Origin of the sequence: Pseudoalteromonas phenolica (assembly GCF_005886345.1) — a bacterium.
In the GTDB taxonomy this organism is placed as follows: domain Bacteria; phylum Pseudomonadota; class Gammaproteobacteria; order Enterobacterales; family Alteromonadaceae; genus Pseudoalteromonas; species Pseudoalteromonas phenolica_A.
Window position 1 is genome coordinate 1 of the sequence record NZ_PNEC01000007.1, and the last position, 16,194, is coordinate 16,194.

The 16,194-nt window shown below is 40.6% G+C and carries 14 protein-coding genes; 4 read left to right on the forward strand and 10 right to left on the reverse strand.

Annotated elements, in window-relative coordinates; all coding sequences use genetic code 11:
* Positions 1–366: 366 nt before the first annotated feature.
* The 5 genes from CWB72_RS03445 to CWB72_RS03465 form a co-directional block, all read right to left on the reverse strand.
* Positions 367–720: a 2OG-Fe(II) oxygenase gene (locus CWB72_RS03445; protein WP_130256043.1), complete on the reverse strand. Its 354-nt coding sequence runs from the start codon at positions 718–720 to the stop codon at positions 367–369.
* A 48-nt stretch (positions 721–768) separates the two neighbouring features.
* On the reverse strand, positions 769–1,515 hold the full coding sequence (locus tag CWB72_RS03450; protein WP_138629269.1) for a DUF3307 domain-containing protein: 747 nt from the start codon (positions 1,513–1,515) through the stop codon (positions 769–771).
* Between the two features lies 1 nt (position 1,516).
* Entirely contained in the window at positions 1,517–2,146 is a 630-nt protein-coding gene (locus tag CWB72_RS03455) for a hypothetical protein (protein ID WP_138629271.1), read from the reverse strand.
* Positions 2,147–2,239: 93 nt separating this feature from the next.
* Positions 2,240–3,343 carry a hypothetical protein gene (locus CWB72_RS03460; protein WP_138629273.1) on the reverse strand — a complete coding sequence of 368 codons (1,104 nt, stop codon included), beginning with the start codon at positions 3,341–3,343 and terminating at the stop codon, positions 2,240–2,242.
* A 68-nt stretch (positions 3,344–3,411) separates the two neighbouring features.
* On the reverse strand, positions 3,412–3,579 hold the full coding sequence (locus CWB72_RS03465) for a DUF2986 domain-containing protein (RefSeq protein WP_130256047.1): 168 nt from the start codon (positions 3,577–3,579) through the stop codon (positions 3,412–3,414).
* A 208-nt stretch (positions 3,580–3,787) separates the two neighbouring features.
* Here CWB72_RS03465 and CWB72_RS03470 point away from each other — a divergent pair, with 208 nt between their 5' ends.
* A complete protein-coding gene (locus CWB72_RS03470) occupies positions 3,788–5,662 on the forward strand; it encodes a DUF885 domain-containing protein (protein WP_138629275.1) in 1,875 nt (624 codons plus the stop codon).
* 103 nt (positions 5,663–5,765) lie between these two features.
* On the opposite strand, the gene CWB72_RS03475 is transcribed toward CWB72_RS03470, so the two are convergent.
* Both CWB72_RS03475 and CWB72_RS03480 read right to left on the reverse strand, forming a co-directional pair.
* A complete protein-coding gene (locus CWB72_RS03475) occupies positions 5,766–5,996 on the reverse strand; it encodes a hypothetical protein (protein WP_138629277.1) in 231 nt (76 codons plus the stop codon).
* A gap of 128 nt (positions 5,997–6,124) precedes the next feature.
* Positions 6,125–6,730 (reverse strand): GDSL-type esterase/lipase family protein, encoded by a 606-nt coding sequence (locus tag CWB72_RS03480; protein ID WP_138629279.1) that lies wholly within the window; start codon positions 6,728–6,730, stop codon positions 6,125–6,127.
* Positions 6,731–7,273: 543 nt separating this feature from the next.
* On the opposite strand from CWB72_RS03480, the gene CWB72_RS03485 reads away from it, so the two are divergent.
* Positions 7,274–8,653, forward strand: a complete 1,380-nt coding sequence (locus tag CWB72_RS03485) for a M28 family metallopeptidase (RefSeq protein ID WP_138629281.1) — start codon at positions 7,274–7,276, stop codon at positions 8,651–8,653.
* A gap of 118 nt (positions 8,654–8,771) precedes the next feature.
* On the opposite strand, the gene CWB72_RS03490 is transcribed toward CWB72_RS03485, so the two are convergent.
* The gene (locus tag CWB72_RS03490) at positions 8,772–10,682 is read right to left on the reverse strand and encodes a serine protease (RefSeq protein WP_138566705.1); all 1,911 of its coding nucleotides are present in this window, start codon (positions 10,680–10,682) and stop codon (positions 8,772–8,774) included.
* Positions 10,683–11,236: 554 nt separating this feature from the next.
* On the opposite strand from CWB72_RS03490, the gene CWB72_RS03495 reads away from it, so the two are divergent.
* The gene (locus CWB72_RS03495) at positions 11,237–13,363 is read left to right on the forward strand and encodes a cation:dicarboxylate symporter family transporter (RefSeq protein WP_171037218.1); all 2,127 of its coding nucleotides are present in this window, start codon (positions 11,237–11,239) and stop codon (positions 13,361–13,363) included.
* Between the two features lie 78 nt (positions 13,364–13,441).
* Here CWB72_RS03495 and CWB72_RS03500 read toward each other — a convergent pair whose 3' ends face one another.
* Complete coding sequence (locus CWB72_RS03500) at positions 13,442–14,728, reverse strand: oligosaccharide flippase family protein (RefSeq protein WP_138566707.1); 1,287 nt, start codon at positions 14,726–14,728, stop codon at positions 13,442–13,444.
* A 122-nt stretch (positions 14,729–14,850) separates the two neighbouring features.
* Positions 14,851–15,414: a carbohydrate binding domain-containing protein gene (locus CWB72_RS03505; protein ID WP_138629283.1), complete on the reverse strand. Its 564-nt coding sequence runs from the start codon at positions 15,412–15,414 to the stop codon at positions 14,851–14,853.
* Positions 15,415–15,661: 247 nt separating this feature from the next.
* Here CWB72_RS03505 and CWB72_RS03510 point away from each other — a divergent pair, with 247 nt between their 5' ends.
* Positions 15,662–16,168: a GNAT family N-acetyltransferase gene (locus tag CWB72_RS03510; RefSeq protein ID WP_138629285.1), complete on the forward strand. Its 507-nt coding sequence runs from the start codon at positions 15,662–15,664 to the stop codon at positions 16,166–16,168.
* Positions 16,169–16,194 lie beyond the last annotated feature (26 nt).

The window sequence follows — 16,194 nt, forward strand, 5'->3', positions numbered from 1 at the left end:
GAATCGTCAGAGCCTGAATCATCAGCGCTTGATTCATCAGCGCTTGATTCATCAGCGCTTGAATCACTTTGCTCTTCGACGATTTGGGTTTCTGGCTCTTTTTCATCACTTGCGTTACAGCCGGTAAGTGCGAGTGCGATGCATAAAGACAGCAACTTCTTCTTAGACATTTTGACCTCTTTTTTTGTTGTTGTTGCAAAATTGTTCGATTTAATAAGAGGGACAGATTTTTAACATGAATAATATATATTGTATACAATTATTTTTAATCACATTAATTTCTAAGGGTTTTAGTTTTTGTTGATCACTTAGGGAGTCATCAGAGCAGATCGAAAGAACGACTTGTTTGGGGTATTTATCATTTAGTTATTTATTCTTAACCCAGCCTAAGCTAAGTAAATAGCGGTTGCCTTTCAATACTGTTGATACTTGGTGTTCGGATATATCTGGTCGAAAAAGCTTAATGCGGCGGCTTTCAAATATGGGGTCCTTACATATAAACTCACCGCCATTTTGGGCATGTTTAAGAATTATATTTAAACGATAATGTTGGCCTGCAACTATTTTATCTTTGTGCGGAGGTATCTCACTTCCTTGTGGAAACTTGAGTAAATAAAGATCAAACTTTATCGGCCATATTGCGCCGCAAAGCAACATTTTATCGTACCCAGTATTTTGTCGACCTCTCTGCCAACGCAATAAGTTTTTTAATATAGGCATAGCTTTCAAGCTTGTTATTAAGTCTTACTCTGCATTTTCATAAGAGGGTTACGATATTAGACTCTTGATTAAACCTGCAACGCTGAGTGTCACTAAAATACTCACAAGCGTGCCCAGCATCACATATTCAGTGAGCTTTCGGTCTTTGCTTGCGGTTAAATCGCCAAAACGAAATACAGATTTGGCTGCTAAAATAAAGCCAACAGCAGCCCAGCTGTCGATTAAGATACAGGTTAATAATAGTACCCGTTCTAGTTGGCCGATGAGGTTGCCCGCTTGAGGTAAACTCTCTTGCTCATTACCCATATATGCCCAACGCTCTAACAACATGCGGATCATAATTGAAGCTGGTGTGAGTACCAGTAAGTAGCCTAAGCCTATGATTAAGTTGGTAGGTGTAGTGATAAAAAGCAGTAACTGTTCGCTGAGCGAGAAAGGGTTACTGAGGTTTAAGGTGATACATAAAATTACCAAGAGGTGGGCTGCTTGATCGACTAAGAATGGCACTACACCTTTACTCGAATAAGACTTTGCAATATCTATTATGTAGTGGCTGATAGTAATAAGCGTCGCATAACCAAAGGCTGCACTACTGATCTCAAAGTCATAGTTGTGTTGCCACGCTGCTAGTGCGATAAAACCGAGTACGCCATGAACTAAACTGTGCCAAACGACTTTGGTCGATTTAAAGTGTCGATTATTTCTGTCGTGCACCCAGCTCATGGGTTGCAGATAAAAGTCGGCGATAACATGACCAATGACCAGCCATAATAAAAGAGTTTGCCATTCAGTCATATTACATCTCCTTGCTGAAAAGTTGTGTTTCGCTCAATACAATGAACGCATCAATTAAGGTGTAATGGGCCAAGTTGAGTAACTTGGTTACATTGGCTCTACTTGTTTGTAATTGTGTGGCAAGTTGAGCATGTTCGGGCCTATTTTGTTGCAGATAAAGTAGTAAAGCGTGTGCTTGCTTAATGCTTAGTTTGCTCAGTAGTAGGTCTATAAATTTAATATTTAGTAAAAAACACTCGTTGGCTATACCGTTATATAACAAACGTTCATTTTTAATCGTGTCCAACCCACGACCCGCGCTGATTAACGCTTCGCCCGTTGCGGTTGCTAAGTCGTTTGCTGTGACTTTAATATCGCCACAGGCAAGACTGAGCTTCACGTCTAGCCCTTGTCGTAAGAAAAACAAACGTAGCTTTATAGCATGTAAAAACAGTGTATTTTGTTGCTTAAAAACGATTTGAAAGCTATCGCCTCGAAAAATATGAAAAACAGCCCCGATCTCTTCACTTAATTGAGTCAGGTGTTCAGCTAGGACTTTCATTAAATCTTGATAGTCTGCTTCAGATAAGCCTTGTGAATTGACAATATCGGCTGTGATCACACCTTGGTATATCTCGTACGGAGTTTGCATAGTAAGTAACCAAAATAATTAACACGAATAAAAGTAACTTAATTTGGTTACTTTCTCAAGTGTAACTTATTTTGGTTACATGAACGGCGGGCGTTAAAGTGGATGCTTGGTTTCGAGCAACCAAACATTAACGATTGGACGGTCTTGTTGATAAGACAACTTTATATCAAGCAACTGACCAGAGACTTGTTCATCAACGGTCATTTTGCTGTGAGAAATAAAGTAGTAGCCGTTATTGAAAGTCAGGGAGCTGGCTTGTTCTATTTCGATGCCTTTTATTTTGGCTAATTCAATCAAAGCATCTTTAATCGCCAGCTCAATGGCTGAGCTAAGTAACAGGTCTGGGGACATTTGCCCGCCATAACCAAAACGACCTTGGATCAAACTACGATCTTGATACATTGACTGAGATTGCCAATCTCTTGCCAGTTTGATGGCAGGCTCTGGCAGCACAAAATTACCAATCAAGGTACTGTTATATTCACACACATTCTTTAACAGTAACTGATTCGTGCGAGTAGTTTTAGCGGATACCTGACTTGATTGAGAAAAGCTTGCACTCTGAATTGCTAGCTTTTCATGACCAGACTGGCTCAAATATTCAGTGGCATTAACTTGGCTTTGATATAACAAATTGGCAATTAAGTTAGCATTTTGCTGTGCTTTAGATAGTTGCTGAGAGGGTGAACTGGTGAAAAAACTCACGCCAGTGATGGTATTACTTTTTTCATCGCACAACCAACTCGGGCTACATTGCGTAAACTGGCAACGTGAGAGGTGCGCTAAGGTTTGTTGCTGACTGAGAGAAAAAGGGTTTTGCTCCAAGGTGGCATAGCTATAAATAACCCCTTGGTGATTAAACTCAGGTAAAAAGCGGACTGTATGGGTTTGCGATAAAACGAGCTTAGCACTGCTTTGTAGTTGCGCGTGGTCAAAACCTGAAAAAGCCAATTGATGGTGTGTTAATAACAGAGCTAAAGCCGCTTTTCTGCTGCCTGCGATATTAATCTTCCCTTGGCTGTCATATTTTGCGGCAGCACCGATAAAGCCTATTATCTCTTTATTTACCGGATTAATAAACCAACTTGGAATGCGCAAGTTATCTTGCTGTTTTTTTAAACCCAGTGTGGTGTTACACCCGGATAATAACAGGTAAGTAAGTAATAAAAATAAAGGAAAAGATCTTATCCATTTCATAGTGCTATTCATCCTTAAAAGCTGTATGTATGTGTGCTTAATTCACACCGATTAATGACAAGTGGTCGTTAATCGCAAACTTCTGTTGAGCCATCTTGTTGTACTTGTTGTTCGGCCTCTAACTTGGCACGTTCGGCTTTAGAAATATACTTTGGCTTATTGCTTTTATGCAATTTTTCGTTCGCTTTTTTATCTTTCTTTTTTAGCTTTTCGTAGATTTTTTTACGTCTATTCATTGTGCACGACATATTAGAGCAAGAACACGTATTTTAACGGGTTTTATTAATTTTGCACCTAAGGCAAAAAAGTGAATTATTTCGTTAATAATTCATCTTAAAGGCTGGTATATTTTTAATGATTGCATACAATGTGCAAAATGTAATTGCGTTTTGCAAAATAATAAAAAGTGACAGCGCTTGGCCTGTGACTACCTTGGAGCCCAACATGATTAAACACACCCTAACTGCACTGGCCGTATGTGCAGTATTAGCAGGCTGCTCAACTGAGAATGCACAGCAATTAAAGCAACAAACAACATCAGACACAGCGCAAAATACACAGCTTAACCGTGCAGAAATAGACAACACGATTAATACTTACACTCGCACTTTTATAACTCACCAACCTGCTTTAGCGACGTCATTGAAACTGCAAAGTAGCGAATACGGCGAGTATGCCAACCGTTTGCCAAACTATTCATTGGCAGGCATGCAAGCTTTACAAATTGATATGCATGAAGCGGCCGAGCAATTAAAAGTACTGCAAAGTAAAAACTTGTCAGAAAAAGACCGTCTTCATGTGGCGGTCAATGAAGTGATTGCCCGTTATTACGCCGGTGATAGACAGTTTAGTGGTGGCTACATCGATACATGGGGTGGTCATTTACCTTATGTGGTTAACCAAATATCAGGGCCATTAATTGATATTCCGAATGTGTTAAAAGATCAGCATAGTGTTGCCACAGAAAAAGATGCAACGGATTATTTAAAGCGTTTATCGGCATTTGCAACCTTAACAGAGCAAGTTCGCAGTAAAGTCGCCGATGATGCCAGTAAAGGCATTATTTTACCTAAGCCACTTTTTCCAAATACATTGGGCTATTTAAATAACTTTACAGCACTGAAAGCAGCAGCCCACCCATTGGTTACAAGCTTTGCTGAAAAGTTGGCGTCAGTTGCTACGTTGGATGAAAAAACCAAAACGGTTTTGGTAAAAAAAGCGGCGAAAATTGTTGAGTCAGAGGTTTATCCAGCCTTTGCTAAAGTAAGCCAAGATATGCAAGCCCTTGAAGCTCAAGCACCAACGAAAGTTGGTATCTGGGCACAACCTAATGGTGAAGCGTTTTACCAACATGAAATCACGTATTTGGCTGACTCAACCATGACGGCTGAAGAAATTCATAATGTGGGTGTGGCAGAAGTTAAACGTATTTCAGAGCAAATGGATGCAATCTTAAAAGCCAACGGCTATACACAGGGCTCGGTTGGTGAGCGCATGCAAAAGCTTAGCGAAGAAGCACGCTTTTTATTTGCTGATAGCGATGAAGGACGGGAAGAGTTACTGGCATTTTTACGCGGTGAAATCAAAACCATTGAAGATAAAGCACTCAGCCTATTCTCTTCATTGCCACCTCAAGCGGTTGAAGTAAAACGTATTCCTAAAGCTGTAGAAGCGGGTGCACCAGGTGGTTACTACAATGCGCCATCACTGGATGGCAGTCGTCCGGGTATTTTTGCGATTAATTTAAAAGACATGAATGCTGTTCCAAGCTTTGGTCTAAAAACACTGACTTACCATGAAGCGGTACCGGGCCATCACTTCCAAATTGCATTAAATATGCTACAAACCGACATAGGGTTAATGCGTCAAAATGCATCATTCAATGGCTTTATCGAAGGCTGGGCGTTGTACTCTGAGCTCGTGGCTTATGAAATGGGGATGTATGAAAACGATCCATTTGGTGACTTAGGTCGACTACAAGCAGAAGCCTACCGTGCAGCGCGTTTAGTGGTTGATACTGGTTTACACCATAAGCAATGGACACGACAACAAGCGATTGAATATTTTGCTGAAGCTACAGGTTCTGCGATGAGTGACGTAGTGTCTGCAATAGACCGTTATATTGCGTGGCCAGGTCAAGCTCTGGGTTATAAGCTGGGTATGATCAAGTTAGTTGAGCTGCGTGATAAGGCTAAAACTGAGCTGGGCGATAACTTTGATATTAAAGCATTTCATGACTTAATTTTGTTAAAAGGCGCACGCCCGCTTGCGATTGTTGAACGCGATGTAGACACTTGGATCGCAGCACAAAAAAGCTAGATATAACACCAAATCCAACCATTAAAGGAAGCGCGAGCTTCCTTTTTATTTGAAACTAAAATGGCTACACAAATAGCCAAAGTTTCTCAGGTTACTTTTGAATTTACCAAAAAACTTTAGTGACTCTTAAAGTTCCACCATCAAATGAACATCGAGCAGCTAACGAAAAGTTATAAGTTGAAGAAATTTCAAACCATAATTGTTTGTTATTACTATCTAAACATTGGTAATGGTAGTAACGAAAGTCATTTGGACCACTGCCTCTTGCGTCAGTTTCAGTGCTGAAAGTGAATATAGCAGCAGTCATTAGAATAGATGTGATCATTTTTTTCATTTTATAATCCTTTATTTTCAGTGTTATTCCTTTCACGATGTATCACTTTTTATAACCATGATTAACGTGAACAAAATTAATACTACGTTGAGAGTTATTCCCTGTCCATCTCTAAAATATGACTGCGATTAAAGTGCACCATTATCTTTTAACAACTGATGTATCGATACAGCCATTGCTGTATAACCAGCTTGATTAAAGTGAACATAATCTGATTTCATTTCAGGTGTTTTCATTAACTTGCTGACAATTGACGGCGCGAACACCAGCTGATGTTTATCAGCAAGTTCTTTATAGAAAGGTGCTGATGTCGAAAATAGGTTTTTTTCGGGTACACCAATGAGCACAACTTGAACACCATAACTTTTAGCGATTGTGATCATTTCATCTAGATTGAATTGGATATCTTTTGGATTTTTGTTTTGCAAAACGTCATTCCCGCCTTCTAATAAAATCATAATAGTTGGGTTATGTTGCTCAATGACTTTTGAAAGACGTTGCAATCCTTCTTGGGTGGTTTCTCCTGAGATCCCAGCGTTGATCACTTCAATGCCCGATATTGAACTCAGTACACTTGGATAGCTATGTTCTTTGCTAGCTCCAACCCCTTGAGTCAGACTATCACCAAAAGCCAAAATAACATCGTGTTGTTGCAAAGCGGAAAGTTTGGGGGCGTCACTACATGCGCTGAGTAAAAAGATAAATAAATAGATTAGTAGATTTGAGTATTTCATTGTTGACCTGAAAAGGTGATGACATCAAAAGCATGAAAGTGATTAGAGATATATACGCTCTTTGAACGAGCCTAATACCTTTTATCTTTTAACGTGAGAATTTTAAAACGTTTGTTTATACCTAAACAAAGAAACAAAAAAAACAGTGCAGACAATATCAACGAACTATATAGGTTATCTTCAATGATATTACTTACTAATAATGCCAAGAAACAAAACGCAGTCAAAAAATACGAGCTTGGTTTAACGACAGATTTAGCCATTATGTTTAGAGTCCTTGCTATGAGAGTGCATAAGTTAAACTTTTTATTTGAATATTATGTTCGCATTTTTAAGTATTGAATCGCAACTTTTGTCTCTTATTCTTAATCTAAATGGGTATTTAGTATTGTTTTTTGTTGTGGTTTTAAAAGCTTTTCAGAAAAAGCGAGCGTAATAAAAACTTGTGAGGTGAAGTCACCGTATCACACGATGGCTTAACTTGTGCGTCTTGCCTGTAAGACTTAAGTTAAAGGTTATAATAAGAACAAAGGGTAGATAGGTATGAAAACTCCCACATTCATTATTTTGTCATCAATATTGGGTTTGCTCACCGCTAAGGTGAGTGCAACAAATCAAATAGAATATATAGATCAACAAAAACTCCATGATATTAATCAAGCTGTATCGGCTGCCAATATTGAAAAAGATATCAAAAAACTAGTCAGTTTTGGCACGCGACATACCTTATCAGAGACCGAGTCAGACACTCGAGGTATTGGTGCAGCAAGGCGCTGGATTAAGGCTGAATTTGAGGCCATTTCCAAAGCCTGTGGTGGCTGTTTAGAAGTGTATTACCAGTCAGAGATTATCAGTGGTGAAAAGCGCATACCTAACCCAACTGAGGTGGTGAGTGTTATCGCTGTACAGCGCGGACACACCGATCCCAATCGATACGTGATGATGTCGGGTGACATTGATTCTCGCATAACAGATGTGATGAATTTTACTGATGATGCACCCGGTGCAAATGATAATGCATCGGGTTTGGCAGGCACGTTAGAAGCGGCTCGCGTACTGAGTAAATATAGATTTAATGGCAGTATAGTGTATGCTGCACTGGCAGGCGAAGAGCAAGGCTTGTTTGGTGGTAAGATTTTGGCTAAACGAGCAAAAGCTGATGGCTGGCGATTAAAAGCGGTGCTGAATAATGACATGATCGGCAATATCGAAGGTGTGAATGGGGTAATTAATAACACCACCGCACGTATATTTGCCGAGGGCACACGACAAACAGAAAGTGAAGACGACATTCGCAACCGACGTTTTCGTGGTGGTGAAGTTGACTCGCCAAGTCGCAATTTGGCTCGATACATAGATTGGATGGCCGACCGTTATATTCCAAACCTAGATACCATGGTGGTGTATCGTTTAGATAGATTCCGCCGTGGCGGACATCATCGGCCATTTAATGATTTGGGCTTTCCAGGGGTGCGCATCATGGAAACCAACGAAAACTATAACCGACAACATCAAGATTTACGCACCGAAAACGGCATTGTTTATGGTGACACCATTGATGGCGTAAACTTTGACTATGCAGCCAAGTTGACAGCGCTTAACGCCGTTTCACTTGCTGGTATGGCATGGGCACCGACGCCACCAGCACAAGTGAGTATCAAGGGGGCAGTTTCACCAGACACTACACTGTCGTGGCAACTTGCAGACAAAAAAGAAAACCCACAGCTGGCGGGTTATAAAATCTATTGGCGACTGACAGACGCACCGCAGTGGCAATACAGTAAGTTTGTCGGCAAAGTCGACAGCTATACGCTTAGAAATGTGGTGATTGATAACTACTTCTTTGGTGTTGCCAGTGTTAGCAAAGATGGGTTTGAAAGCCCAGTGGTGTTCCCTGGTCACGCTGGAGATTTTGGGGACTGAAGTATGTACTGATAGTGGCTATGTAGAACAATACATAGCTAGTTATGCTCCAGTCATAAATAATAAAGCCTCAGTCATGACTGAGGCTTTTTAGTAAGAAAATGAACTTCTTCAGAAATTAGTGGCTGGCAGTCAGCGTTAAACCGCTATAAGTGTTGTAACCACGTAACATAATGTAGTAGGTGCCTCCGGTACCCGAATTTAAGCTACAACTTTCGGTATTTCCGTAACGGTAAGGGCGACAGTCATAGGTCGAAGTTGTCGGTGCTTGACCTTTTCTAACATACAGGTCTGCATCACCTGTGCCACCTGAGGTATTTACATTAAGCGTTACGCCCGCAGGAACATCAATGGTGTAAACTACTTGAGAGTTAGAAGCGCCAGACAGGTTGGTTTTAGGCACGCCATTTTGCAAACAGCTATCACCACAACTTGTGCCATCAGCAGTCTGAGCTTTTAAAGATACGCCAGAGAAAGCCTGATAGCCATGAACCATCACATGCCAAGTACCCGCAGTTGGGTTATTTACAGTACACGTTTCTTCGTTACCATTTTTGTATGGACGACAGCTATAAGACGACTTCGAAGGTTTAGTACCTTGTTGGATGTATAAATCAGCATCACCAGAGCCACCAGTCATGTTGAACGATACTTCTGCTTTGTTTGCTGGTACATCAAAAGTAAAGAATTGCTCTGAATTAGTCGCGCCAGAGATTGATACTGCAACACCATCTTGAAGTTCATTGCTTGGTGGATCGACCGGATCAACAGGGCCAGTACCATTATCGCCATTCGGGATTTGGCCATTGAAGTGACTCGATACTTGCGGCCAGATCAGGCTGATTTTAGCGCCTTTGTTGGTACAGCCACCTAAATGGTGAAGGGCAATTACTTTATTTGTTTGAGCTGCTAAAACAGGAGAACCTGACGAACCACCAATGGTGTCACAGTAGTAACCTAAATCTGTGCCCGTTCCACGACCCGTTGCGTTTGCATCATTGACTGAACATAAGCCTGTCGCATCACGATCTGACTCAATTGATAACTCTTTAGGGTTACCTGAACCATGTTGAGGGATGTAAATTCGCTCGCCCTGTGTAGCATCACGCACATCAAGACCAAAGTAGCCAAATGGTGCCGCTTTCGCGAAATCATTGATAGTAAATAGCGTGTAGTCTAGCGTGTAGTCAGTTTTAAGTAGATCTTTACCTGTTACTTTTACAACGGTATCTAATGTTGAACCATTACATGAAGTATGCTGATAATTGAACCAAACTTCTGTGTTGGCAAGCTCTGCACTTGACTCTACACAGTGGTTGTTGGTGAACATGCGGTTGTCACTACCTACACGCCAACCTGTACATAAGCCTGCGCCGTTCATAAGCAGTCGAGCTACAGGGCGAGAGCGCTCAAACTCAGTTGGGTTTGAATTCGCCCAGCATTGCACATCTTTTCGCTCCATTGCACCACAGGTTGAGTATATGCCCGTGTCAGTCTCAGCTGGCTGAACGAGTTCATTTTCAGTGCCATGATAGTAGCTGTCTATCTCAGCATTTAATGTATTCATTTCACTCTGTGCCAAAAGCGTATTACCCACATTGTTTCCAGGCGTATATTCAACAACGACTTTGTCCGCAGAGACAGACATAGCGTAGAAAGAAGACACGCCATCATCACCTTGCGCAGTCGTCGCTGCATTCATATTAAATTCTGTGTATTCATAGCGCTCGCTGCCATCTTCTGAGCGAACCACCAACTTACCACCATTTTGCAGTTTGATATTTTTGAAGTGGAGTTTGATATAGCTTGCATTGGGATGCGAAACAGTTTGTGTGATCACAGACTGACCGTTCATGCTCGCCGTTGCAAACTGACTGCTAAGCGGCAAATTCAGTTTAGAGGCTTTACCAATTGTGGTTTTTTGCGCTTTTGAAGTGTATTTCATCATTTGCGCTTCGGTTAATGGTGCTTGAGCCAATGCAGAGGCAGAAGCAACGCCAAGAATTGGCAGTAACATTTTTAATTTCATTTTATAGTTTCCTTCAACTTTGTATTTTTATTGGTACTAAGTACCGGCGATAAAACTAGCTTAGAAAACTCAATAGGTAAATTTAATGTTAATAATGTTTTAATATTAAGTTTTTAAACTTCCTTCGATTTAGAAATATAGACGGCTGCAAGGTTTCCTGAGTCTAAATTGGGTTTGTTTTTAAGTGTATGATTTTAAATGAATCGGTTCTGTTATTTCGTTAATCAGCAAGGTTGTTGCGTTTATTGAAATAAAAAGCATTGCAGATGAAATTTTTTAATATTATGTTGGTGTATATACAAAAGTATTAGCTTTTTGAGGATTCAACTTGGCTTGTAATGAGTGACCGAAAGCATCAAATAACTGAGTGCACACAGAGTTGTTGGGTAAGGACAGAGTTTATGTCGGCTTTTTATCGGGATATTCAGATACAGGTCAGGTTAAGGTTTTATAATCCCCGCACTTTTTCAACAACGACTATGATTAATAGATAAAAATAAGGTGTGAGTGATAGCGTGAAATCCATATTGGCATTTTTAGGCAATCGAAATTGGATGTTATGGGCATTATTGCTGGGGGTCGCAACCGGTTTGATATTTGGTGAGCGGGTGGCATTTTTGCAACCCATTGGTACCGGCTTCGTGAAGTTGATGCAAATAACCATATTTCCTTACATTGTTGTGAGCCTGATAGTAGGCCTTGGCAAATTTAATCCTGAACAAGTAAAAAGCATTTTAGTAAAAGCGGCGACTGTGATGGTGACTTTATGGATTGTTGGTCTAGCCGCTATATGGTGCTTTACCTTAACTTTACCAAAGCACGATGCAGGTACGTTTTTCTCTCCTGCTCTGATCTCTCCGGCGACATCGATTGACTTTGTCGCACAGTATATTCCAGATAACCCTTTTGCCTCCTTAGCTGAAGGTAATGTACCGGCTATTGTGATTTTCTGTATTGCTTTAGGTATGTCACTGATTGCTAACAAACGAAAAAGCCAAGTCTTAGACTTTCTTGAAGTTGTAGGTCAAGGGCTAACCGTGATCTCTAAAAAAATCATCGCTATTTTCCCTATCGGTATTTTTGCAATGACTGCCAGTACAGCAGGAACATTAAGCGTTGAGCAATTACATAACTTGCAAGTGTATTGGGTGTTGGTACTGTGCTTAGGCTTATATTTAATGCTGGTGTTATTGCCAATGTTAGTGGCGGCTGCAACGCCAATAAAATACAGAGACTTAATTTATGTGATGCGCAATGCCTGGATAACAGCTTTTAGTACAGGGAATGTATTTATTGTGCTGCCAGTGATCACCGAAGGGATTAAAGCACACATGCGTAAAATTGGCCGCAATGATGAACAGTCAGATCATATTGCCGAGGTTTTGGTACCAATTGCATATACTTTCCCGAGTTTAGGTAAATTAACGACCCTGATATTTGTTATGTTCGCGGCTTGGTTAACGGGCAATCCCGTTAGTTTTAGCGATATTCCCAATGTGACGCTCTCGGCTATGTTGAGCTATTTTGCAAACGTACACATTGCGATCCCGTTTTTATTAGACAGCTTGCGGATCCCCGCTGACAGTTACCAACTCTATCTTTCAATGTCGGTACTCAGTGCTAAAGTCGTCTCCCCGACAACGGTGGTGTATATCTTTGCCTTTGTACTATTGAGCATATTTTATTGCCGTAAGCAGTTGCATTTTAAACGCTTAAGATCGGCATATTATGTGATTTTACCCTGCGCATTATTGCCTGCTTTTATGGTCGCAAGTTTTACCTTAAATAGTCATTTAGCATCAGGTAGTAAAGCGGCGAATGACGTGATTGATAACATGGTGGTGTCAGATCAAGTCCCAGGTCATGTCTTGAGTCATGTACCACAAGCCTATCAAAGTGGTGAATTGTCTTTAACGAATATCGATGTGATCAAAAAACGCAATCTACTGAGGGTGGGTTACGTGGTGGATAACGTGCCTTTTAGTTATTTTAATCAAAAAGATGAGCTAGTAGGTTTCGATATTAGCTTAGCGCATAAGTTGGCGCATGATTTAAATGTTGAAGTGGAGTTTATTCCTTTTCAAAAGCACCAGCTCAATGAATATTTGAACAAAGGCTACTTTGATATCGCCATGTCGGGGTTAGAAATAAACGTGGCAGATTTAACTAAAGTGAGGTTTAGCCAAAAGGTTTTAGAGTTACAACTGGCTATTTTGGCGAAAGACTATGAGCTTTCTAGATTCAAAACAGTGGAGTTGATCCGCGGTGTCGATACGTTAAATTTTGCCCATATGGAGTACGCGCCATTATTAAAGCGCGTTCATGAGCGCAATGCGCGTATTCACTTTAAGCAACTATCAAATTTACAAGACTACTTTAAGTCGCCTGAACAATTTGATGGTTTAGTGATTAGCGCTGAAGCAGGCTTTGCCTGGAGTATGTTTTACCCTGAATTTGGTGTTGTAGTACCGGAAGGTGGCATGCCTAAGTATCCGATAGGATTTGCAGTGGCTAAACGAAACCTTGATTTACTGAGTTATGTTGATGCTTGGTTGGCTATCCAACAAACCAATGGCAGTATTGAAGATGCATATAACTATTGGATCTTAGGGCTTGGAACACAGCAAAAAGAAACCCGATGGTCAGTGCTTGATGATGTTATTCAACAGAGCTCAAAGTAAACACAACAAACTTTTGATTCAATATAAACGCGCTATTGTGGCGCGTTTATATTTTGCAGTGAACTTGCTTACTCAAAACTATGCATGTGCAGCATTTTTAATTTTCTGCTTTGTTGAGCGATAGTGTATTAACACAGCAGCACTCCACGACGTGAGAGAGAGTGCCGTGGCTAAGGCTGCACCCGTTAGGCCAAACTTAGGGATGAGTAGTAAATTGGCAATTACATTGATGCACAAAGCCAATAATCCAAAATGTACAATTTGTTTGCCGTGTCCTGAATATTGCAACCAAGTAGCGGTTAGTGCAGCAAATGCATTGAGCGCATATGCAGGAATTAAAATCATCATTGTCGTTTGTGCATCTAAATAGCCTTTACCAAATAGTGACAGTAAGGTACTTGAAAATAGCCAAAGCCCAAGCCCCACTAAAGCGGTAATGATCAAGGTTATTAGTCTAGCCTGTTTGAATAAAGTGAGTGCTTGAAGGTAATTACTCTCTAAATATTTACCAAGTAAGGGTGAGAACAAACTTGCGATAGTGACTTGCGCAACCGGAATTATATGCACTAAGGTATTTGCTGCTGCAAAGTGGCCAACACTGTGTTCATAAGCAAGCCATTCCAACATTAAAATATCTGCTTGATTGAGCATCAAAGTGACTAACATGGCTAGCATCATAGGAATAGATTGTTTAAAAAAAGCATGCTGTGAAGCATCACTCTCAACGGGCGTCAAAGTTACGATGTTTTTTTGAAACAGTAGCCAAATTTGCCAGACAACAATTACTGTGACAATGATGATCCCGGTCACAATAATAAGCTCAACACTCATGTCTATGTAAAGCTGGGCCAAAATCAGTACAGCACCGGTTTTAAGGACTGGTAATACAACGCGCCAAGGTAAGTTTGAAAAAGCCAGTAGCCTCGCACTTTGCAAGGTACGGCTTAACAAAGCTCCTAGCGCAATGATGGGCACAGCCACAATCATGATGGCAAGAGCATGATGGTCTTCTGCATCAAAGTGAATGACATGCAAGTAGCTTAATAGCCATACTAAGAAAATGATTAAAATTGACAGTATTAAGGCACGTTTAATATAGCTTGCCAGATAACATGACACCGCGGAGTTATCTTTGTCGGCAATATATTTAGACAGAATACGCGGGGCGAGTCTATCTCCACCCAATAGTACCAGTACAGATGCTAAAGTTGTGAGGGTGTATGCGACTTTATAATCACCATATTGGTGTGCTGCTAAATGCTGGCTTAGCGTCAGGTTAAACGCATAATCAGCGGCATAACCCAAAACAATTGAGCAAACGAGGACCCAAGCTCCTTGGCTTAAATAACGACTTTGTTCTTGCACTGTGTTCTTCCTAGTTCACGTTTTCATTCAAAGTAGCATGAAATTTTGAATACAATGTGGAAGTCGCGGGTTTTCTCCTGAATGATAAGTACACTCAGGGTTTTAAAGAGCAAGTTAAATTATTAGCGAACTTGAAGCGATTGAATTTTAATAAATGCCTCGCCCCCTTCAGCATCAGTTAAACTAGGCACAAAATACAGAGCCGATACATGATTGGTAATAATACCTTTATCTTTTGATGAAGCTGGTGTCCAACTAGGTCGCTGGAAATCATTTAAAGAAACTGTTTTGGTTGTCCAAGTATTGGCTGCCGGCAGAATGGTTTGGTAATGCGCATAGGTTTTATCACCCTCACCGCCATACTCTTTTTGCGATAACTTAATGACCAAGTCTTTATCACTTTGATAGGTGAGGGTAATACGAGCTTGCTCAGGCAGTTGCTTGTTTGGTAGGTCATAAATCAGCTCCACCCAAGAGTTATTTAACTTATCGACTCTAGGTACTCGCTTAAATGCAATTTCTACACGCTCCTCGTTAACCAAAGGTCCGTTAAATATAACTTGGCTACCATGCGGATCGGTAGCGTAATGCCATTGTGTTTCATTGAGATTCGAGGTTTTTATTGTTTGGCAGCCAAGCATAAAAATTGAAAATACGGCTGCAAGGCAGAGCGCTGACTTTTTCATAATAGATTCCTTATAAATATGTGTGACAACTTAAAGGCTAACTGCAAGCGAAAGCAAAAGAATTAGATGAGTCGAAAACTGCAAATATGAAGGTTTTGAGAGCAGATGCACTGTTATTGTCAGTTAATAATACTAAGTTGGTGCAATATAAAAATAGCGGTGAATTTTTCTCAATAAAATCAGAGCTAAAAACATGGTCTGAGAGTTGCTTTAAAAGAAGGCGGATTATTTTATAAGTGACTTTATTATGACAGCGGCATTATGTTACCAAAACACAGCTTCTCTGCATTTTTTACCATCTCAAATACGCATAGGGGGGCTGGAAGAACGGCAAGTTATCAAGCTTCTAAAAGAGCATATCATTGATATGTATGCAGCCTCACCAGAAGAGTGCGTTCATACTCTTAATATTAATGCTTTGCAGAGTGAGACGATAAAATTCTGGAGCGCGTGGCGCGGTGATGAAGCCGTTGGGTGTGTCGCGATTAAATATTTATCACCCTATCATTGTGAAATAAAATCAATGCGAACTAGCAATAAAGCCCGAGGTACAGGAGTCGGTCGTCAATTGCTTGAGCATGTTGTTCAGTATGCCAAACTCAACGGCGTAAAGCGTTTGAGTTTAGAAACTGGCACTATGGATTTCTTTGCCCCTGCTCGCAAATTATATAGTCAAAATGGCTTTGAGCCATGTGGACCTTTTGGCAATTACGGGGTTGATCCACATTCATGCTTTATGACACTCATTTTATAGACACTTAGGTATCTTGTACCTATATG

Excerpts from the sequence above, each read along its gene's own strand:
- CWB72_RS03460 (WP_138629273.1), bottom strand. The coding sequence starts at position 3,343 with ATGAAATGGATAAGATCTTTTCCTTTATTTTTATTACTTACTTACCTG.
- CWB72_RS03510 (WP_138629285.1), top strand. The coding sequence starts at position 15,662 with ATGACAGCGGCATTATGTTACCAAAACACAGCTTCTCTGCATTTTTTA.
- CWB72_RS03475 (WP_138629277.1), bottom strand. The coding sequence starts at position 5,996 with ATGAAAAAAATGATCACATCTATTCTAATGACTGCTGCTATATTCACT.
- CWB72_RS03470 (WP_138629275.1), top strand. The coding sequence starts at position 3,788 with ATGATTAAACACACCCTAACTGCACTGGCCGTATGTGCAGTATTAGCA.
- CWB72_RS03485 (WP_138629281.1), top strand. The coding sequence starts at position 7,274 with ATGAAAACTCCCACATTCATTATTTTGTCATCAATATTGGGTTTGCTC.
- CWB72_RS03490 (WP_138566705.1), bottom strand. The coding sequence starts at position 10,682 with ATGAAATTAAAAATGTTACTGCCAATTCTTGGCGTTGCTTCTGCCTCT.
- CWB72_RS03450 (WP_138629269.1), bottom strand. The coding sequence starts at position 1,515 with ATGACTGAATGGCAAACTCTTTTATTATGGCTGGTCATTGGTCATGTT.
- CWB72_RS03495 (WP_171037218.1), top strand. The coding sequence starts at position 11,237 with ATGTTATGGGCATTATTGCTGGGGGTCGCAACCGGTTTGATATTTGGT.
- CWB72_RS03465 (WP_130256047.1), bottom strand. The coding sequence starts at position 3,579 with ATGAATAGACGTAAAAAAATCTACGAAAAGCTAAAAAAGAAAGATAAA.
- CWB72_RS03505 (WP_138629283.1), bottom strand. The coding sequence starts at position 15,414 with ATGAAAAAGTCAGCGCTCTGCCTTGCAGCCGTATTTTCAATTTTTATG.
- CWB72_RS03445 (WP_130256043.1), bottom strand. The coding sequence starts at position 720 with ATGCCTATATTAAAAAACTTATTGCGTTGGCAGAGAGGTCGACAAAAT.
- CWB72_RS03480 (WP_138629279.1), bottom strand. The coding sequence starts at position 6,730 with ATGAAATACTCAAATCTACTAATCTATTTATTTATCTTTTTACTCAGC.
- CWB72_RS03455 (WP_138629271.1), bottom strand. The coding sequence starts at position 2,146 with ATGCAAACTCCGTACGAGATATACCAAGGTGTGATCACAGCCGATATT.